Consider the following 18,423-nt stretch of genomic DNA (forward strand, 5'->3'; position numbering starts at 1 on the left):
CTCACCTGCGGCGTCGCCCCGATCGGGCCGGCGCCGGGCGCCACTCGAGGGTCCAGCTCTCCCCCACCGGCAGCGCCCGCCAGCGCTGTCCGGCGTCGGCCAGCGCGGCCGCGGCGGCGGCCAGCCGCTCCGGCGGCAGGTCCAGCGCGGTTGCCTCACCGGGCAGCACGGTGGCGCCGCGCGCGGACCGGGCGACGAGGTCGGCCACGCCCTCGGCCCGCTGGATCGCCGCCGCCCGCTCGCGCTTGAGCCGCGCCGAGCGCTCGGCGGCGTGCGGGGGCTGCCGGCCGGAGACGTGCCGCATCGTCGTCCACACGACGCCGTCGGCGATGCAGCCCCAGATGCCGTCGGTCATGCCGAGCTCGGTCTCGACCAGCGCGTGCACCAGGTCGTGCGGCAGGTCGGCCCCGCCGCCGGCGCCGCGGAGGGAGAACACGACGCCGTCGTCGCGCTCGACGCTGGTCTCCACCGGACGCCGGTCGGCCAGCCGGGAGAAGGTCATCCGCACCCCTCCAGGCTGGCCCGTCCGGTCAACCGGTTTCACCAGTTCGCGAGCTGCGGCTCCCGCCGGCCCGGGTACGCGGCGCCGTCGTACTGGTTGCGGCCGGGCTCACCGGCGAGGCAGCCGACCACCACGAACAGGACGATCGGGCCGGCGATCGGGACCAGCCCCCACAGCAGGAACCAGCCCGAGCGCCCGGTGTCGTGCAGCCGGGTCACCGCCGCGCTGATCGACGGCGCGAACAGCGCCAGCGACACCAGCAGGGTGATCGGCCCGCCGGAGAAGCTCACGTCGGTGCTGGAGGAGTAGTAGCCGTAGGACTCGTAGGACGCCGTGTACCAGGCCGTGCCGAACGCGATGTCGGCCCAGATCGCCGCCACGCTGGACGCCCACAGCGGCAGCGCGTAGTGCAGCCAGTAGGTGCGCCGGTCGATCCGGCCGCGGCGGACGTACCAGCTGCCCTCCATCGCCGGGGCCGGCACGGTGCGGCCGCCGTGGCCGTTGCCGCCGCCCCGGCCGTCGCCGTAGCCGAGGTACGAGTACTCGCTCATGTCGTTCTCTCCCGTGTCCGGCCCGCGGTCGGGGCTCCAGGACGTCGGGACCGAGACTGGCGGGGCGGCCTTGGGCGGCGGTTGCGCGGAACTGGCGGCCGACCTGCGGACCGGCTCAGGCGGGGACGGACTCCCGGCAGCCCGAGGCCAGGGCCCGCTCGGCGGTCGCCAGCACGACGACGACGTCGCGGCCGAAGCCGACGTCGCACGGGTGGGCGCCGCCGGTGAGCGCCGCGGCGCTCAGCTCGTCGACCGCCGCGGACAGCGACGCGACCGGGCTCTCGGTGTCGGGGAGGAGCACCAGCCGGCCGGCGTCCCCGTGCACGGTGAACTCGATGCCCGTGGCCAGCGGCGCCACGGTGTGCGACAGCGTGACGGTGGAGGCGATGCCGGGGGTGGCGTGCTGGAGCACCAGGTGCACGGTGTCGCCCGCGCCCGCGCCGGCCTGCACCGACACCACCGGGCCCAGCGCCGGGACCAGCAGCGACAGCGCGTGCGGGCCGATGTCCCACAGCGCCCCGTGCTGCCGGCGCCAGGCGGAGTCGAAGGGGCTGCCGGCCAGCGCGGACAGCCACGACGCGGCACCCCCGGCCAGCCGGGTGCGGCCCGCCTGCGCCAGCCAGGTCGTCGTCGCGGTCTGGAACCGGAAGGTGAAGAACACGACCGAGGCGACGCCCGCCGACCGGACAGCGCCCACCACCCGGTCGGCCTCGGCGACGGTGAGCCCGATCGGCTTCTCCAGCAGCAGGTGGCGGCCGGCGGCGGCCGCCTGCTCGGCGAGGGGCACCTGGACGTCGGGCGGGACGGCGACCGACACCGCGTCGACCTGCTCGAGCAGCGCGGCGAGGTCGTCGGTGCCGGGGACGTCGAACTCCGCGCCGACCTCGGCGGCCTTCGCGGCGTCGCGGCCCCAGATCCCGGCCAGCTCGGCGGTGGGGTGCGCGGCGATCGCCGCGGCGTGGACCGTGCGGGCCCAGTGACCGGTGCCCAGGACCGCGAAGCGCACGGTCAGACCGCGCCGAACTGGCGGTCGCCGGCGTCACCGAGGCCGGGGACGATGTAGGCCTTGTCGTTGAGGCCCTCGTCGACGCTGGCGGTGAACACCCGCAGCGGCAGGCCGCTCTGCTCCAGGCGCTCGAGCCCGGCCGGCGCGGCCAGCGCGCACAGCACGGTGATCTCGGTGGCGCCGCGGTCGGTGAGCAGCGTGCAGCAGTGCACCAGCGAGCCGCCGGTGGCCAGCATCGGGTCGAGGACGAACACGTGCCGGCCGACCAGCGACTCCGGCAGCGAGGCCATGTAGGCCTCGGGCTGGAAGGTCACCTCGTTGCGGGCCAGGCCGACGAAGCCCATCTGCGACTCCGGCAGCATCCCGTGCGCGGTGTCGGCCATGCCCAGGCCCGCGCGCAGCACCGGCACGATCAGCGGCGGGGAGGCCAGCCGGTAGCCGGTCGTCGTCGTGACGGGGGTGGTGAGGGGCTCCTCGGCGACGGCGAGGTCGCGGGTGGCCTCGTAGACCAGCATCTGGGTCAGCTCGCGCAACGCCGCCCGGAACGCGGCGTTGTCGGTCCGCTCGTCGCGCATCCGCGACAGACGCGCACGGGCCAGCGGGTGGTCGACGACGGTGAGCTGCACGGGCGCCACCGTAACGGTCGTGGTCAGTGCGCCCCTCCCTGCTACGGCGCCACGGCGAGGAAGAGGAAGCCGGCGAGCAGGACGAGGTGCACGACGCCCTGCAGCCGGGTGGCCCGGCCGGGCACCACCGTGAGCACCGCGACGACGACGGTGACGGCGAGCAGCACCATCTGGGTGGCGCCGAGGCCGAGCAGCAGCGGCCCGTCGAGCCAGATCATGGCGACCGCGATGGCCGGGATCGTCAGCCCGATGCTGGCCATCGCCGAGCCGAGCGCGAGGTTGAGGCTGGTCTGCAGCCGGTCGCGGCGGGCGGCGTTGGCGGCCGCGAGCGTCTCGGGTGCGAGCACGAGCAGCGCGATCACCACGCCCACGAACGACTGCGGGAACCCGATCGCGGCCACGCCGTCCTCGATGGCCGGCGACTCCACCTTCGCCAGCCCGACGACGGCGACCAGGGCCACCACCAGCAGGCCGAGGCTGACCAGCGCCGCCCGGGGCGTCGGCGGCTCGGCGTGCACGTCCTCGTCCAGGACGGCCCCGCCCGGGCTGACCGGCAGGAAGAAGTCGCGGTGGCGGACGGTCTGGGTGACGACGAACGCGGCGTAGAGCACCAGCGAGGCCAGCGCCGCGAAGGTCAGCTGCGCCGTCGAGAACTCCGGCCCCGGCCGGCTGGTGGTGAACGTGGGCAGCACCAGGCACATCACCGCGAGCGTGACGACGGTGGCCAGCGCCGCGCCGGAGCCCTCCCGGTTGAACTCGACGACGTCGTGCCGCAGCGCCCCGAGCAGCAGCGACAGCCCCAGGATGCCGTTGCAGGTGATCATCACCGCCGCGAAGACGGTGTCCCGGGCCAGGGAGGCGGTCTCGTCCCCGCCGGAGACCATCAGCGTGACGATCAGCCCGACCTCGATCACGGTGACCGCGACGGCCAGGACCAGTGACCCGAACGGCTCCCCCACCCGGTGGGCGACCACCTCGGCGTGGTGCACCGCGGCCAGCACCGCGCCGGCGAGCGCGACGGCGAGCACCACGACGAGCACCGGCCCGGGGTCGCGGCCCCAGGAGAGGGCGAGCACGAGGAGCGCCAGCACCGGCGCGACGGTGGTCCCGGTCAGCCAGGGCGCTCTCGTCGTCGCGGCCATGGGCCACGCTCCCACGGACGGGTGAGGACCCCGGGCCACCGGCGTCCGGGAGGAGGGCGTCGCACTGGGAGGATGGCGGCATGACCCACGTGCTCGACCCCGGGACCCTCGAGGCCGGGACCCGGCCCGCCCCCGGGTCCGGAGCGCCGTTCGACGACGTGACCCGCTCGGACGCCGCCCTCCGCGCCTTCCTCCACGGCCTGCCCGGTGTCGACCAGGTGGGCGCCGAGCAGCGCGCCGCCACCCTCGGCACCCGGTCGATCAAGACCACGGCCAAGGCCTGGGCGATCGACACCGCCATCTCGATGGTCGACCTGACCACGCTCGAGGGCGCCGACACCCCCGGCAAGGTCCGCTCGCTGGCCGCCAAGGCCCGCCGTCCCGATCCGACCGACCCCGCCGCCCCCGCGGTCGCCGCCGTCTGCGTCTACGGCGACCTCGCCGGCGTCGCGGTGGAGGCCCTGGAGGGCACCGGCATCCACGTCGCCGCCGTCGCCACCGCCTTCCCCAGCGGCCGGGCCAGCCGGGAGGTCAAGCTCGCCGACGTCCGCGACGCCGTGGGCAACGGCGCCGACGAGATCGACATGGTCATCGACCGCGGCGCGTTCCTCTCCGGCCGCTACCTCGAGGTGTTCGAGGAGATCGTCGCGGTGAAGGAGGCGTGCGGGACCGCCCACCTCAAGGTCATCCTCGAGACCGGGGAGCTCGTCACCCTCGACAACGCCCGCCGCGCCTCGTGGCTGGCGATGCTCGCCGGCGCCGACTTCATCAAGACCTCCACCGGCAAGGTCTCCCCCGCCGCCACGCTGCCGGTGTGCCTGGTGATGCTCGAGGCGGTGCGCGACTTCCGCGCCGCCACCGGCACCCAGGTCGGCGTCAAGCCCGCCGGCGGCATCCGCACCACCAAGGACGCGGTCAAGCACCTGGTGATGGTCAACGAGACCGTCGGCGCCGACTGGCTCTCCCCCGACTGGTTCCGCTTCGGCGCCTCCAGCCTCCTCAACGACCTGCTCCTGCAGCGGCAGAAGCTGCGCACCGGCCACTACAGCGGCCCCGACCACGTGAGCGTGGACTGATGACCAGCCTGTTCGAGTACGCCCCCGCCCCCGAGTCGCGGTCGATCGTCGACGTCGCGCCGTCCTACGGCCTGTTCGTCGACGGCGAGTTCGTCGACGGCTCCGGGGAGCCCATGAAGACGGTCAACCCGGCCACCGAGGAGGTGCTCAGCGAGATCGCGGTGGGCACCGAGGCCGACGTCGATCGCGCCGTGAAGGCCGCCCGCCGGGCGTTCACCCGCGTGTGGGGGCCGATGCGCCCCGCCGACCGCGGCAAGTACCTGTTCCGCATCGCGCGGATCCTGCAGGAGCGGGCCCGCGAGTTCGCCGTCCTGGAGTCGCTGGACAACGGCAAGCCGATCCGCGAGTCCCGCGACGTCGACGTCCCCCTGGCCGCGGCGCACTTCTTCTACCACGCGGGGTGGGCGGACAAGCTGGCCCACGCGGGCCTGGGCCCCGACCCGCGCCCGCACGGCGTGGCCGGCCAGGTCATCCCGTGGAACTTCCCGCTGCTCATGCTGGCGTGGAAGGTCGCCCCGGCGCTGGCCACCGGCAACACCGTCGTCCTCAAGCCGGCCGAGACCACCCCGCTGACGGCGCTGCTGTTCGCCGAGGTCTGCCGGCAGGCCGACCTGCCGCCCGGAGTGGTCAACATCGTCACCGGCGCCGGTGACACCGGCCGCGCGGTCGTCGAGCACGAGGACGTCGACAAGGTCGCCTTCACCGGCTCGACCGAGGTGGGCCGCTCGATCGCCCGCGCCGTCGCCGGGACCCGCAAGGTGCTCACCCTGGAGCTGGGCGGCAAGGCGGCCAACATCGTCTTCGACGACGCCCCCATCGACCAGGCCGTCGAGGGCATCGTGCGCGGCATCTTCTTCAACCAGGGCCACGTGTGCTGCGCGGGCTCGCGGCTGCTGGTGCAGGAGTCGGTCCACGACGAGGTCATCGCCTCGCTGCAGCGGCGGATCGGCACGCTGCGGGTGGGTGACCCGCTGGACAAGAACACCGACATCGGCGCCATCAACTCCGCCGAGCAGCTCGCCCGCATCCGGGAGCTGTCCGACATCGGCGAGGCCGAGGGCGCGCACCGCTGGCAGCCGGTCTGCGAGCTGCCCGACCGCGGCTTCTGGTTCCCGCCGACGGTGTTCACCGACGTCTCCCCCGCGCACCGCATCGCCCGCGACGAGGTGTTCGGCCCGGTGCTGTCGGTGCTGACCTTCCGCACGCCCGACGAGGCGGTGGCCAAGGCCAACAACACCACCTACGGGCTCTCGGCCGGCATCTGGACCGAGAAGGGCTCGCGGATCCTCGCGATCGCCGACCGGCTGCGCGCCGGCGTGGTGTGGGCCAACACGTTCAACCAGTTCGACCCGACGTCGCCCTTCGGCGGCTACAAGCAGTCCGGCTACGGCCGGGAGGGCGGCCGGCACGGTCTGGCCGCCTACCTGAAGGAGAGCTCCTGATGCCGGACCGCCTGGCCGTCCGCAAGACCTACAAGCTGTACGTGAACGGGGCCTTTCCGCGCTCGGAGTCCGGCCGCACCTACGAGGTCACCGACGCCCGCGGGGCGTTCCTCGCCAACGCCGCGCACGCCTCCCGCAAGGACGCCCGGGACGCCGTCGTCGCCGCGCGGGGCGCGTTCGGGAAGTGGTCGCGGGCCACGGCCTACAACCGCGGGCAGGTGCTCTACCGGGTCGCGGAGGTGATGGAGGGCCGGCACGCGCAGTTCTGCGAGGAGGTCGCCGCGGGCGAGGGCCTGTCGGCCGGGCGCGCGCGGGTCGTCGTCGACGCCGCCATCGACCGCTGGGTCTGGTACGCCGGGTGGACCGACAAGCTGGCCTCCGTCCTCGGCAGCGCCAACCCGGTCGCGGGGCCGTTCTTCGACTTCTCGCTGCCCGAGCCCACCGGCGTCGTCGCGGTCCTGGCGCCGCAGCGCTCGTCGCTGCTCGGGCTGGTCAGCGTGCTCGCGCCGGTGCTCGCCGGCGGCAACACCGCCGTCGTCGTCACGTCCCGGGAGCGGCCGCTGCCGGCGGTCACCCTCGGCGAGGTGCTGGCCACCAGCGACGTCCCCGGCGGCGTGGTCAACCTGCTCACCGGCGACGCCGCCGAGATCGGCCCGTGGCTGGCCGAGCACGACGACGTCGACGCCATCGACCTGACCGGCGCCCCCGCCGGGCGGGCGCTGGAGCTCGAGCGGCTGGCGGCCGGCAGCATCAAGCGCGTGCTGCGCCCGCCGGCCGAGGAGCCGGACTGGACCGCTGACCCTGGTACCGGCCGCATGACGCGGTTCCTCGAGACCAAGACGGTGTGGCACCCGAAGGGCGTGTGAGCGGGCGGGTGCACCGATGACGGGGACCGGTGCACCCGCCCCGGCTCAGGCCAGGCAGGTCAGCCGTCGTCCGCCGTTGTAGGTGACCATGTCGCCGAGCGCGGCCTCCAGGTCGATCGGCGCCCCGCGCTCGGCACCGTCGAGCTCGGCGTAGGCGCGGTGCAGGTTGCCGACGATGCGCTCCTGGTCCGACCACTCCGCGTACTCCCCGAGGTCGCACTCACGAGCGGCGTCCAGCGGCGACAGGCCGGCGTCGCGCCCCTCCCGCGCCGTCCGCTCGAGGAAGCGGAGGTAGCCCAGGATCTGCGGCACCAGCGAGCCGTCGGCGACCGGCCCGTGCCCGGGCACGATCGTCGTCGCCTCGAGCGGGGCCACGACCTTCTCCATCACCTCGATCGACCCCGACAGCGACCCCATCAGCAGGAACGGGGTGCCGCCGTTGAAGAGCAGGTCGCCGGCGAACAGCGTCGACCGCTCGGGGATCCACACGATCGAGTCGTTGGTGGTGTGGGCCGGCGTCCCGACGTGGCGGACCTCGCAGCGCAGGTCCCCCGACCAGAGCGTGACCCGGTCGGTGAAGGTGAGGAAGGGGGGCGCGAGCTCCAGCGCGCCGGTGTCGAAGTGCGTCCAGTACGGCAGCGGACCCTCCGGGCCGGGGACGCCGGTCTCGATGACCGCCTCGCGGGTGAGCTCGTGGCCGACGATCGTGGCGTCGGGGAGCAGGTAGTTGCCGTGGGTGTGGTCGCCGTGGTGGTGGGTGTTGACCAGCGTCCGCACCGGACGGGGCGTCACCGTGCGCACCGCGTCGAGGAAGTCGCGGGTGCGCCGCTCGGTCGCGCAGGTGTCGATCGACACCGCGCCCTGGTCGGCCACCAGCAGACCGGTGTTGTTGATCCACCAGCTGCCGTCGGGCTGGATGTAGGCGAAGACGCCGTCGTTCACCTCCTCGAGGCGCGACGGTCCGAGGTCGTGGTCGCCGTGGGACGAGCTCATGGGGTTCCTCTCCGGTCAGGGCGCGACGGTGCGCCGGTCGGGGCCGGGGTCCGGCCGGTCCCCCTCAGCGGACAGGGGGCACGCGTGGTGCGGCGGAGACGGGGACGTGCGCGGTGCCGAGCTGCCGCTTGAGCACCTTGCCGACGGCGTTGCGCGGCAGCGCGGGGACGGCCACGACCCGCTCGGGGACCTTGTGCGCGGCGAGCCGGTCGCCGGCCCAGGCCAGGACCTCGGCCTCCGTCGCGTCGTCCTCGGGCCGGAGGACGACGAAGCCGACGATGTGCTCCTCGCGCTCCGGGGTGCTGACGCCGACCACCGCGGCGTCGAGCACCGAGACGTGCTCGAGCAGGACGCGCTCCACCTCTGCGGCCGAGACGTTGTCCACGCCGGGCTTGAGGACGTCCTCGGCCCGGCCCAGGAACTCCAGCGAGCCGTCGGGCAGGGCGCGCAGGTGGTCGCCGGTCGCCAGCCAGCCGTCGTGCAGGATCCGGCGCGTGTCCGCCTCGCGGCCCAGGTAGCCGGCCATCAGCGAGTGGCCGGGCACGCCCTGCACGAGCAGCTCCCCCGCCTCGCCGGGGGCGACCTCGGCGCCGTCGGGATCGACCAGGCGGGTGCGGACCCAGGGCGTGGGTCGGCCGACGGTCCCGGGGACGACCGGCCCGTGCACGGGGTCGCACAGCGTCGGCGCGAGGGTCTCCGTCAGGCCGTAGACCTGCACCAGCCGGGTCGCGAAGCGCTCCTCGAAGACCGCCCGCTCGTGCTCGGTCAGGTGCTGGGCGAAGAGGGTGAGCCGCAGGCCGCTGGTGTCCACGCCGCCGGGGCTGGCCCCGAGGACGGCCCGCACGTGCACGGCGAACAGGCTGGCCACGGTCGCCGAGACGTCCCGGGTCTGCTCCGCCCAGCGGGCCGGGTCGAACGCCGGCACGAGCGCCGCGGACGCGCCGGTGACGAAGGCCGACATCACCGAGTAGAGCAGCGCGTTGGCGTGCGAGAGGGGCAGCGTGACCAGCCAGCGGTCCTCGGCGCGCAGCCGGACGAGCTGGGCGACCGCCTCCCCGGCGAAGAGCAGGTTCGCGTGGGTGAGCATCACGCCCTTGGGCCACCCGCTGCTGCCGGAGGTGTAGAGGACGGCGAGCAGGTCGCCCGGGCCCGGCCGCGCGTCCGGGAGCTCCCCCTCGGCCAGGCCCGGCCGGACGTCCTCCCAGCAGATGGCGCCGTCGGCCGCTCCGCCGACGGTCACGACCTGGGCCAGCTCCGGGACCATCTCCGCGGCGGCGGCCACCACCGGCATGCGGTCGAGGGCCGTCACGCTGACGCGGCAGCCGGCGTGCGACATCACGTAGGCGACGTCGTCGACGGTCGACGACGGGTGCGTCGGCACCAGCACCGCGCCGAGGTGGGCGACGGCGAACAGGCAGACCAGCAGCTCCGGCACGTTGCCCAGCTGGACGTGCACCGGGTCGCCCCGGCCCACGCCGAGCTGGGTGAGCAGGCGGGCCATGGCCCGGGACTCCAGCCACACGTCGTGGTAGGAGAGGACGGTCTGCTGCCCGCCGGGACCGACCCGCACGAGGAACGGCCGGCGCGGGTCGATCCCGGCCTGCCAGGTGAGCCGGTCGCCGACCGATCCCGACCGCCCCGGGGGGCTCATCCCCGGGCCCCCGGGACCGCCGCGGCCTCCCGCTGCGCGGTCATGTCCAGGCCGACCGCCTCGTAGGCCGCGATCTCCCGCGCGATGGCGGTCCGGACGTCGGCGGGCCGTCCCGCCAGCAACGCGCCGACCAGCGACCGGTGCACCGTCGCCAGTTCCTCGCGGTCCAGGCCGTCGCTCACCGCCAGCCGGTAGCGCGACGCCTGGTCGCGGACGACCCGCGCCGTGTTCCGGAGCCGCGTCGAGGGGCAGCCGCTCGCCGTCGCCTCGTAGAAGGCGCGGTAGGCGAGCTCGCGGGCCACCGGCGTGGTGCCGGCCTGCTCCAGCGTCGCCAGCAGGGTGGCCGACGTCGCCTCGACGAGTGCCCGCCACTCGGGGCCGCCGTGCTCCGCCGCCTGGGCCGCCGTCTCCGGCTCCAGGAGCCTCCGGAGCTCGGCCAGCTCGTCCCGGTCGCGGGCCGACAGCGGCGTCACCCGCGCACCCCGCTGCGCCGCGAACTCGACCAGACCCTCGCCGGCCAGCCGCTGCAGCGCCTCCCGCAGGGGCGTCGGGCTCACCGAGAAGCGCTCCGAGAGCGTGGCGGTGATCAGGCGCTCGCCGGGTGCGAGCTCGCCGTCGAGGATGGCCTGCCGGATCTGGGCCTCGACCCAGTCGATCCGTGTCAGCGGTACGTCGTTCACGGGCACCAGACTGAACCCTCGCGTCTCGCGTCATCCGTCACACCCGCCTCGCGACTCTCGGGACCGCGTCGAGCAGTGCCCGGGTGTAGTCCTCCTGCGGGTCGGACCACACCCGGTCGGCGTCGCCGGTCTCGACGATCGCGCCACGCCGCATGACGGCGACGCGGTGGCTGACGTGGCGGACGACCGCCAGGTCGTGGGAGATGAACAGGTAGCTGACCCCCAGCTCCCGCTGGAGGTCCTCGAGCAGCGTGATGATCGACGCCTGGGTCGAGACGTCGAGAGCCGACACCGCCTCGTCGCAGATGATCAGCCGGGGCTCCAGGGCCAGGGCTCGCGCGATGGCCAGCCGCTGCCGCTGCCCCCCGGAGAACTCGTACGGGTAGCGCATCGCCGCGCGCCGGTCCAGGCCGACCTGGTCCAGCAGCTCGGCGGCGCGCCGGTGCCGCTCGCGGCGCCCGAGCCCGGAGGAGTACTTGAGCGGCTCGGCGATGACGTCGGCGACGATCCAGGAGGGGTCCAGGGAGGAGTACGGGTCCTGGAACACCATCTGGACGTCGCGGCGCAGCTCCCGCAGCTCCTCCCGGCCGGCGGCGGTGACGTCGCGGCCGCCGAGGACCACGGTGCCTGCGTCGGGCTCGATCAGCCGGGCGATCAGGCGGCCGGTCGTGCTCTTGCCCGAGCCGGACTCGCCGACGAGGCCGAGCGTGCGGCCGGCGCCCAGCTCGAAGGAGACGGCGTCGACGGCGGTGAGGCGCTCCCGGGGCCGGCCGAGCAGGTCCCGCCGCGTGACGAACGTCCTGGTGAGGTCCCGGACGCTCAGCAGCGGTTCCGGCGCGGCCGGCTCCTTGCCCATCCGCAGCGGCTCGGCCATCAGGAGATCCCCTGCAGCTCGATGTCGCGTGCCAGCAGGCAGCGGGCGCGGTGGCCGGCCAGGACCTCGTCGAGGCCCGGCGGGGTGACGTCGCACAGGCCCGCGACGGCGTGGTGGCACCGCGGGTGGAACCGGCAGCCGCCCGGGAGGTCGAGCGGGCCCGGCACCAGCCCGGGGATGCCGCGCAGCCGCTCCCGGCCGTGCTCGGCCGGCAGGCAGGCGAGCAGCCCCTCCGTGTAGGGGTGCTGCGGGTGCCAGAAGACCTCCTCCGTCGCCGCCTGCTCCACGACCTGCCCGGCGTACATGACGACGACGCGGTCGCTGATCTGGGAGATGACGCCCATGTCGTGCGTGACGAACAGGACGCCCATGCCCAGGCGCTCCTGCAGGCCGGCGAGCAGCTCGAGGATCTGCTTCTGCACCGTGACGTCGAGCGCCGTGGTGGGCTCGTCGGCGATGAGCAGGTCCGGCTCGCACGCCAGCGCGATGGCGATCATCACGCGTTGCCGCATGCCGCCGGAGAAGGTGTGCGGGTAGTCGTCGACCCGCCGGGCCGCCTCGGGGATGCCGACCAGCTCCAGCAGCTCGACGGCCCGCCGGCGCGCCTGGCTCCGCGACGCGCCGCGGTGCCGGCGCAGGACCGCGGCGATCTGCTCGCCCACGCGGAACGCGGGGTCCAGGCTCGTCATCGGCTCCTGGAAGATCATCGAGACGGCGTTGCCGCGGATGTCGCTGAGCTGGGACTCCGGCAGCCCCCGCAGTTCCCGGCCGTCGAGCCGGATGGAGCCTTCGGCGATGCGCGAGGACCGGGGCGGCAGCAGCCCCATGACCGCCAGCGACGTCACCGACTTCCCGCAGCCGGACTCACCGAGCAGCCCCAGGGTCTCCCCGCGCCCGATGGTGAACGACACGTCGTCGACCACCCGGGCCCAGCCCTGGGCCGTCGCGAACTCCACCGCGAGGCCCTCCACCTCCAGCAGCGCGTCACTCACTGGGTCGGCCTCCTGACCTCTCTGCCGAGCGAGTCCCGGACGCCGTCGCCGATCACGTTGAAGGCGAGGACCGTCACGAGGATCGCCAGGCCGGGGATGAGCACCAGGTGCGGGCTCTGCTCGAAGAACCGGGTCGACCGGCCGAGCATCGAACCCCAGGACGAGTCGGGCGGCTGCACGCCCAGGCCGAGGAAGCTGATGCTCGCCTCGAAGAGGATCGCGAAGCCCATGGCGAGGGAGATCTGCACGACGAGCGGCGAGAGCGCGTTGGGCAGCACGTGCCCGGTGATGATCGCCCGCGACGTGCCGCCCACGCTGCGGGCCGCCTCGATGAAGGTCTCCTCGCGCACCGCCAGGGTGCTGGCGCGGGTGAGCCGGAAGAACTGCGGGGCGTAGACCAGCCCGATCGCGATCATCGCGCTGGTGAGGTCGGGCTCCAGGATGCCGACGATCGCCAGGGCCAGCAGGAGCGCGGGGATGCTCATGACCGCGTCGGCGATCCGGCTGAGCACCACGTCCACCCAGCCCCGGAGGTACCCCGCGGCCAGGCCGAGGGGGACGCCGATGGCGATCCCGATGGCCGTCGCCTGCACCGCCGCCAGCAGCGAGATCCGGCCGGCGTAGAGCAGCCGCGAGTACACGTCCCGACCGAGGTCGTCGGTGCCGAACCAGTGCTCGCCGTTGGGGGCCTGCAGGCGGTCGGTGAGCACCTGGGCGTCGGGGTCGTGCGTGGCCAGGAGCGGCGCCAGGAGGGCGGCCAGGGCGATGAGCACGACCACCACGAGGGCGACGACGGCGGGCCGTTCCCGGCGGAAGCGGCGGACGAAGCGCTGCCGTGGTGACTCCGGCCGGTCGGTCAGCGGTCGTTCCCGCGCGCCGGCCGCGGTCGTCGGGCGGATGGTCGTCACTGTGTACGCACCTTCGGGTTGACCAGGCCGTAGCTGACGTCCACGAGCAGGTTGACCAGCAGCACGATCACCGTGATGACGAGGACGCAGCCCTGGATCACGGGGATGTCCCGGTCGAACACCGCGTCCACGGCCAGGGCGCCGACGCCGTTGAGGTTGAAGATGATCTCGACGACGGTGGCCAGGCCGAAGAGGCGGGCGACCTGCAGCCCCGCCACGGTGATGACGGGCATGGACGCGTTCTTCAGGGCGTACCGGCGGACGATGGTCGACGACCGCAGCCCCTTGGCCCGGTGGGTCCGGACGAAGTCCCGCTCCAGGACGTCGGACATGCTGGCGCGCATCTGCCGCGCGAGCTCGGCGGCCACCGCCGTCGCCAGCGTGACGGCCGGCAGGGCGATGCTGCGCAGCCACCCCACCGGGTCCTCCGTGAACGGCACGTATCCGCCGGAGGGGAACCACTCCAGCTTGAGCGCGAAGAAGGTGACGAGGAGCAGGCCGAGCCAGAAGTTGGGCACCGCCAGGCCCACCGAGGTCGTGACGGTGAGGATCCGGTCGGTCGGCCGTCCCTTCCGGGTCGCCGCCAGCGCGCCGATCGTCGTCCCCACGACGACGGCGAGGAGGAAGGCCACGAAGACCAGCGACAGCGTCACCGGCAGCCGGTCGGCGAGGGCGTCGGTGACCGAGTAGCTGGTGTAGAGCGACGTCCCGAGGTCGCCCTGCACCGCGTCGGCCAGCCAGCGCCCGTACCGCACGGGCACCGGGTCGTCGAGCCCCAGGTCCGCCCGGATGGCCTCCACCTGCTCGGGCGTCGCGGAGTCACCCGCGATCGCCAGGGCCGGGTCCCCGGGGATGACGAGGACCAGGCCCCACACCAGCAGGGTCACGATGAAGACCAGCGGGACGAGGGCGAGGAGCCGCCTCGCCACCATGCGGATCATGCGCTCACCGTCACCCCGCGGAAGTCGAACAGCCCGGTCAGCGTCGACTCCAGGCCGGAGACCTGCTCGGTGTGGACGAAGGTGTTGGTGGCGTTGCAGACGACGATCTGCGTGGCGTCCTCGACCATGACCTCGGACAGCTCCTGGTAGGACGGCGCCCGGTCCTCCTGCGTGGTGGCCGACAGGCCCTCCACCGCCAGGCGGTCGATCTCCGGGTTGCTGTACCCGCCGGGGTTCAGCGTGCCCTGCGGGGAGAGGAGCGTCGCCACGGTCTTGGCCGGGTCGGTGGCGCCGGGCCAGTTGCTGAAGTACATGTCCGCCTCGCCGCCGACGAAGCGCGACAGCAGCTCGGTGGGCTCCAGCGACGTGACGGTCAGGTCGATGCCCACCTCCGCCAGCTGCGCCTGGATGGCCTCCAGCTGCGCCGTGTAGAAGGGCACGTTGATCACGACGGCGTTGAGCGCCAGGTCCTCCTGGCCGGCCTCGGCGAGCAGCTCGCGGGCACGGTCGGGGTCGTACTCGGGCGCCGCGATGTCGGGGTTGTGCGCCCAGTAGTCCTCGGGGAACAGCTGCGTGCTCGGCGTGCACCGGCCCGCCTGCAGCGCGTCGCTGATGCCCTGGCGGTCGATGGCCAGGCTGATCGCCTCGCGCACGCGCTGGTCGGACAGAGCCGGGCCGCTCTTGTTGAGGAAGAGGGTGAAGGACCCCAGCGACGGCGCGGATTCCACCGTGACCCCGGGCCCCTCGGCCGCCTCGACCTGGTCGGGGTTGAGCTGGGTGGCGTCGGCCTGACCGCCGCTGACCGAGCGCAGCCGCACCTCGGGGTCGAGCTGCATCTGGATCTCCAGGCCACCGAGGGTCTGGACGTCGGGGTCCCAGTAGTCCGCGGAGCGCTCGTACCGGATGACGACGCCGGGCTGGTGCTCGGTCACGCGGTAGGGGCCCGTCCCCACCGGCTGCAGGTCCAGGTCGGGGTTGGCGAAGGCGGCGGGGCTGACCATCATCCCGGCGCGGTCGGCCAGCAGCGCCGGCAGCGAGCCGGCGGGGGCGCCCAGCCGCAGGTCGACGGTCCGCTCGTCGACGACCACCGCCTCGGTCACCGCCGCGAGGTCGGCCTTGAGCGAGGAGTTCGGGAGGCTCTTGGCGCGGTCGATGTTGGCCTTGACCGCCTCGGCGTCGAACGGCGTGCCGTCGTGGAAGACGACCCCCTCGCGCAGCGTGAGGCGCAGCGTCCGGTCGTCGTCGGTGAACTCCCAGGACTCGGCGAGCATCGGCTGGAGCTCACCCTCGGGCGTCACGTCGACGAGCCGGTCGTAGACCGGGTACAGGTAGACGTTCACGAACTGGTTGGTCGTGGTCGCGGGGTCGTAGTTGCTCCCCGCCGGCGTCCCGAACGAGAAGCGCAGCACCGCGTTCTCGTCGGCCGGCCCGGCCGAGGCGCTGGCCTCCCCTCCCGCGGTCGAGCCCCCGTCCGAGCCGCAGGCGGCAGTCACGAGGGCGGCTGCCATCGCCACGGCGAGCATCCGGATTCGCATCTCGTCTCCCTTGACAGGTGTGATCCACGCCATGTTTATATTCAATTGATTGTCCTGGCAAGACCTTCTTCGTCCCCGGCCCCGACCACCCCGGGAGTCCTCACCGTGGAGCGCCGACAGCTGAGCTGGCCGTCCTTCGCCGGCCTGTGGTCCCGGGCCGTGCGCGACCACGCGGCCCGGCCGTTCCTCGTCTTCGAGACCGAGGAGGGCGATGTCCTCACGTGGACCTATGCGGAGTTCGACGCGCTCGTCGGCAGGACGGCCGCCGGGCTCGCCGCCCGCGGGGTGGGCAGGGGCGACCGGGTGCTGCTGGTCCTGCCGAACTCGGTGGCCTTCGTGGCCGTCTGGCTGGCCTGCGCGGTCCTGGGCGCGACCTTCAGCAGCAGCGATCCGCGGGCCCGCGCCCCGGAGCTCGCCCACCAGCACGAGCGCCTGCGGCCCCGCCTGGTCGTGTGCGGGACCGACCAGGCCCCGCAGGTGCCCGGTGGGGCGACGGACGGCCGGACGGTCGTCGTGCCTTCGGCCGCCGACGTGACGGTGGGCGGCCTCGCCCGGGACGGCGGCTCCGCCGCGCCGGCGCCGGCGGTCACCGCCGAGGACGTCCTGAGCGTGCTGTTCACGTCGGGCACCACCTCGGCGCCCAAGGGGGTGGTCGTCAGCCAGGGGGTCTACGCCCACACCGGCGAGGTCATGGCCGAGGCCGCCCGGCTCGGTCCGCGCTCCCGCTTCCTCGTCGCGCTCCCCCTCTTCCACGCCAACGCCCAGTACTACTGCTTCGCCGCGGCCATCGCCGTCGGCGCCTCCGTCGCCCTGGTGCCGGCCTTCTCCGCGACGCGGTACCTCTCCCAGCTCGAGCGGCTGGAGGCCACGCACGCCTCGCTGTTCGCCGCGCCGCTGCGGATGGTGCTGGCCCGGGGCGGGGACCGTCCGCTGCGCCGGCCGCTCGAGCACCTGTGGTTCGCCCAGGACCTCACCGCGGACGAGTACGACCGGGTGACCCGGCTGGTCGGCTGCCGGCCGCGGCAGCTCTACGGCATGACCGAGACCGGCCCCGCGGTGCTCAGCCAGCCGCCGGAGGGCGCCGGCCCGGCAGGCCTCGGCGGCGTCACGCCCGGGTGCCTCGTCCGCCTGGGCGACCTGGCCTCCGGCGCGCCGCTCCCCCTGCCCGCGCACGGCGAGATCCAGGTCGGGGGCCTGCCCGGGCGCACGGTCTTCACCGGCTACCTCGACGACCCCTCCGCCAGCGACGGCGTCGTCACGGCGCGGGAGGCCGACGGGCGGATCTGGTTCCGCACCGGCGACCGGGCCACCGTCGCCGCCGACGGCACGTGGTCGTTCTCCGGGCGGAGCAGCGAGCAGCTCAAGGTGGCCGGTGAGAACGTCTCGGCCGTCGAGATCGAGCAGGTCATCGCCCGCCACCCCGGCGTCTTCGAGGTCGCCGTCACCGCCCGTCCGGACCCGCTCCGGACCGAGGTCCCGGTGGCCCACGTGGTGCCGGCGGGGGTGCCCGGACCCGACCTCGCCGCCTCGGTGCTCGCCTGGTGCGCCGAGAACCTCTCCCCCGCCAAGCGTCCGCACGAGGTCCTGCTCGTCGAGGAGCTCCCCCGGACCTCCGTCGGCAAGATCCGCAAGTTCCTGCTCACGGCCGAGGGTCGGCCGGAGTCCGGACCCCAGGAGGCACGACCATGAGATGGGTGACCTACGACGCCGACGGCACCGACCGGATCGGGCTGGTCGTCGACGACCGGATCCACGGCCTCGCGGCGGGGACGACGCTCGTCGACCTGCTCGGGGACGACGGCTCGCGGCTGCGGGAGGCCGGCGAGCGCGCCACGTCCTCCCCCGAGGACGTCCGCCCCTTCGACGGCGCCGTCCTGCGCGCGCCGCTGCAGCCGCCCGCCATGCGCGACTTCCTGTGCTTCCTGCAGCACATGCGCAACTGCCGGGCCGGACTCGGGGCCGCGGCCCAGCTGGACCGCGAGTGGGAGCAGATCCCGGCCTTCTACTTCACCAACCCCGTCGCGGTGATCGGTCCGCACGACCCCGTGCCGGTGCCCCCGGGCTGCGAGCGCTTCGACTTCGAGCTGGAGGTGGCAGCCGTCATCGGCCGGGCCGGTTCCGACCTGGACCCCGCCACCGCCGCCGACCACGTCGCCGGGTACACGATCTTCAACGACTGGAGCGCCCGGGACCTCCAGGCCCGCGAGATGCGGCTGAACCTCGGTCCGGCGAAGGGCAAGGACAGCTCGACGACGCTGGGCCCGGTCTTCGTCACGGCCGACGAGCTGGCCCCGCACGCCAGCGGGAACTCCTTCGCCCTCGACATGCGCGTCTGGGTCAACGACGAGGAGGTCGGCGGCGGCCCGATGGACCAGATGGACTGGTCCTGGGGCGAGATCGTCGCCTACGCCTCGCGCGGGACGACGCTGCGCCCGGGCGACGTGCTCGGGTCCGGCACCGTCCCCACCGGCTGCCTGTTCGAGCACTTCTCGATGAGCGGCGGCGACGCGGGCGAGGGCTTCCGGGGCTGGCTCAAGCCGGGCGACCGGGTGCGCATGCGCGTCGAGGGGATCGGCGAGATCGAGAACGAGGTGGTGCCCGGTCCGGCCGTGCACCTCCTGCGGACCGGGTTCTGAGG

Annotated in this window: 18 protein-coding genes; 5 read left to right on the forward strand and 13 right to left on the reverse strand. The window is 74.1% G+C overall.

The window, feature by feature from the left end; genetic code table 11:
• Position 1 precedes the first annotated feature (1 nt).
• From FN207_RS00330 to FN207_RS00350, 5 genes are all read right to left on the reverse strand, one after another.
• The gene (locus FN207_RS00330) at positions 2-502 is read right to left on the reverse strand and encodes a hypothetical protein (protein ID WP_142456434.1); all 501 of its coding nucleotides are present in this window, start codon (positions 500-502) and stop codon (positions 2-4) included.
• Positions 503-540: 38 nt separating this feature from the next.
• Positions 541-1,053 (reverse strand): DUF805 domain-containing protein, encoded by a 513-nt coding sequence (locus tag FN207_RS00335; protein WP_142456435.1) that lies wholly within the window; start codon positions 1,051-1,053, stop codon positions 541-543.
• A gap of 115 nt (positions 1,054-1,168) precedes the next feature.
• Positions 1,169-2,059, reverse strand: coding sequence for a Gfo/Idh/MocA family protein (locus tag FN207_RS00340; RefSeq protein WP_142456436.1), 891 nt, complete (start codon positions 2,057-2,059; stop codon positions 1,169-1,171).
• 2 nt (positions 2,060-2,061) lie between these two features.
• Positions 2,062-2,685 carry a uracil phosphoribosyltransferase gene (gene upp, locus FN207_RS00345; RefSeq protein WP_110905920.1) on the reverse strand — a complete coding sequence of 208 codons (624 nt, stop codon included), beginning with the start codon at positions 2,683-2,685 and terminating at the stop codon, positions 2,062-2,064.
• A gap of 41 nt (positions 2,686-2,726) precedes the next feature.
• Positions 2,727-3,827 (reverse strand): calcium:cation antiporter, encoded by a 1,101-nt coding sequence (locus tag FN207_RS00350; RefSeq protein ID WP_142456437.1) that lies wholly within the window; start codon positions 3,825-3,827, stop codon positions 2,727-2,729.
• A gap of 80 nt (positions 3,828-3,907) precedes the next feature.
• Between FN207_RS00350 and deoC the strand changes: the two genes are divergently transcribed.
• From deoC to FN207_RS00365, 3 genes are read left to right on the forward strand one after another with little or no spacing between them, the layout of a single operon-like run.
• Positions 3,908-4,903 (forward strand): deoxyribose-phosphate aldolase, encoded by a 996-nt coding sequence (gene deoC / locus FN207_RS00355; protein WP_142456438.1) that lies wholly within the window; start codon positions 3,908-3,910, stop codon positions 4,901-4,903.
• Positions 4,903-6,345, forward strand: a complete 1,443-nt coding sequence (locus FN207_RS00360; protein WP_221887979.1) for an aldehyde dehydrogenase family protein — start codon at positions 4,903-4,905, stop codon at positions 6,343-6,345. Before deoC ends, FN207_RS00360 begins: the two co-directional genes overlap by 1 nt.
• A complete protein-coding gene (locus FN207_RS00365) occupies positions 6,345-7,211 on the forward strand; it encodes an aldehyde dehydrogenase family protein (RefSeq protein WP_142456439.1) in 867 nt (288 codons plus the stop codon). The genes FN207_RS00360 and FN207_RS00365 overlap by 1 nt, the downstream gene beginning before the upstream one ends.
• Before the next feature lie 45 nt (positions 7,212-7,256).
• Here FN207_RS00365 and FN207_RS00370 read toward each other — a convergent pair whose 3' ends face one another.
• From FN207_RS00370 to FN207_RS00405, 8 genes are all read right to left on the reverse strand, one after another.
• Positions 7,257-8,204 carry an MBL fold metallo-hydrolase gene (locus tag FN207_RS00370; protein WP_142456440.1) on the reverse strand — a complete coding sequence of 316 codons (948 nt, stop codon included), beginning with the start codon at positions 8,202-8,204 and terminating at the stop codon, positions 7,257-7,259.
• Between the two features lie 64 nt (positions 8,205-8,268).
• Positions 8,269-9,855, reverse strand: coding sequence for a class I adenylate-forming enzyme family protein (locus FN207_RS00375; protein ID WP_142456441.1), 1,587 nt, complete (start codon positions 9,853-9,855; stop codon positions 8,269-8,271).
• The gene (locus FN207_RS00380; RefSeq protein ID WP_142456442.1) at positions 9,852-10,535 is read right to left on the reverse strand and encodes a GntR family transcriptional regulator; all 684 of its coding nucleotides are present in this window, start codon (positions 10,533-10,535) and stop codon (positions 9,852-9,854) included. The genes FN207_RS00375 and FN207_RS00380 overlap by 4 nt, the downstream gene beginning before the upstream one ends.
• A gap of 37 nt (positions 10,536-10,572) precedes the next feature.
• Positions 10,573-11,409, reverse strand: a complete 837-nt coding sequence (locus FN207_RS00385; RefSeq protein ID WP_221887980.1) for an ATP-binding cassette domain-containing protein — start codon at positions 11,407-11,409, stop codon at positions 10,573-10,575.
• Entirely contained in the window at positions 11,409-12,401 is a 993-nt protein-coding gene (locus FN207_RS00390; protein ID WP_142456443.1) for an ABC transporter ATP-binding protein, read from the reverse strand. The genes FN207_RS00385 and FN207_RS00390 overlap by 1 nt, the downstream gene beginning before the upstream one ends.
• The gene (locus FN207_RS00395) at positions 12,398-13,309 is read right to left on the reverse strand and encodes an ABC transporter permease (RefSeq protein ID WP_221887981.1); all 912 of its coding nucleotides are present in this window, start codon (positions 13,307-13,309) and stop codon (positions 12,398-12,400) included. The genes FN207_RS00390 and FN207_RS00395 overlap by 4 nt, the downstream gene beginning before the upstream one ends.
• A complete protein-coding gene (locus FN207_RS00400; RefSeq protein ID WP_142456444.1) occupies positions 13,306-14,250 on the reverse strand; it encodes an ABC transporter permease in 945 nt (314 codons plus the stop codon). The genes FN207_RS00395 and FN207_RS00400 overlap by 4 nt, the downstream gene beginning before the upstream one ends.
• Positions 14,247-15,785, reverse strand: coding sequence for an ABC transporter substrate-binding protein (locus tag FN207_RS00405; protein ID WP_142456445.1), 1,539 nt, complete (start codon positions 15,783-15,785; stop codon positions 14,247-14,249). The genes FN207_RS00400 and FN207_RS00405 overlap by 4 nt, the downstream gene beginning before the upstream one ends.
• A gap of 105 nt (positions 15,786-15,890) precedes the next feature.
• Here FN207_RS00405 and FN207_RS00410 point away from each other — a divergent pair, with 105 nt between their 5' ends.
• Entirely contained in the window at positions 15,891-17,474 is a 1,584-nt protein-coding gene (locus FN207_RS00410) for a class I adenylate-forming enzyme family protein (RefSeq protein ID WP_142456446.1), read from the forward strand.
• Positions 17,471-18,421 (forward strand): fumarylacetoacetate hydrolase family protein, encoded by a 951-nt coding sequence (locus tag FN207_RS00415; RefSeq protein WP_142456447.1) that lies wholly within the window; start codon positions 17,471-17,473, stop codon positions 18,419-18,421. The genes FN207_RS00410 and FN207_RS00415 overlap by 4 nt, the downstream gene beginning before the upstream one ends.
• The last annotated feature ends 2 nt before the right edge of the window (positions 18,422-18,423 follow it).

The sequence above is a fragment of the Geodermatophilus aquaeductus genome (genome assembly GCF_900182545.1).
GTDB classification, from domain to species: Bacteria; Actinomycetota; Actinomycetes; order Mycobacteriales; family Geodermatophilaceae; genus Geodermatophilus; species Geodermatophilus aquaeductus.

Bases quoted from the DNA above. Each gene is read 5' to 3' on its own strand.
- FN207_RS00360 (WP_221887979.1), top strand. From the start codon at position 4,903: ATGACCAGCCTGTTCGAGTACGCCCCCGCCCCCGAGTCGCGGTCGATC.
- FN207_RS00375 (WP_142456441.1), bottom strand. From the start codon at position 9,855: ATGAGCCCCCCGGGGCGGTCGGGATCGGTCGGCGACCGGCTCACCTGG.
- FN207_RS00400 (WP_142456444.1), bottom strand. From the start codon at position 14,250: ATGATCCGCATGGTGGCGAGGCGGCTCCTCGCCCTCGTCCCGCTGGTC.
- FN207_RS00405 (WP_142456445.1), bottom strand. From the start codon at position 15,785: ATGCGAATCCGGATGCTCGCCGTGGCGATGGCAGCCGCCCTCGTGACT.
- FN207_RS00365 (WP_142456439.1), top strand. From the start codon at position 6,345: ATGCCGGACCGCCTGGCCGTCCGCAAGACCTACAAGCTGTACGTGAAC.
- FN207_RS00330 (WP_142456434.1), bottom strand. From the start codon at position 502: ATGACCTTCTCCCGGCTGGCCGACCGGCGTCCGGTGGAGACCAGCGTC.
- deoC (WP_142456438.1), top strand. From the start codon at position 3,908: ATGACCCACGTGCTCGACCCCGGGACCCTCGAGGCCGGGACCCGGCCC.
- FN207_RS00415 (WP_142456447.1), top strand. From the start codon at position 17,471: ATGAGATGGGTGACCTACGACGCCGACGGCACCGACCGGATCGGGCTG.
- FN207_RS00335 (WP_142456435.1), bottom strand. From the start codon at position 1,053: ATGAGCGAGTACTCGTACCTCGGCTACGGCGACGGCCGGGGCGGCGGC.
- FN207_RS00350 (WP_142456437.1), bottom strand. From the start codon at position 3,827: ATGGCCGCGACGACGAGAGCGCCCTGGCTGACCGGGACCACCGTCGCG.
- FN207_RS00385 (WP_221887980.1), bottom strand. From the start codon at position 11,409: ATGGCCGAGCCGCTGCGGATGGGCAAGGAGCCGGCCGCGCCGGAACCG.
- FN207_RS00370 (WP_142456440.1), bottom strand. From the start codon at position 8,204: ATGAGCTCGTCCCACGGCGACCACGACCTCGGACCGTCGCGCCTCGAG.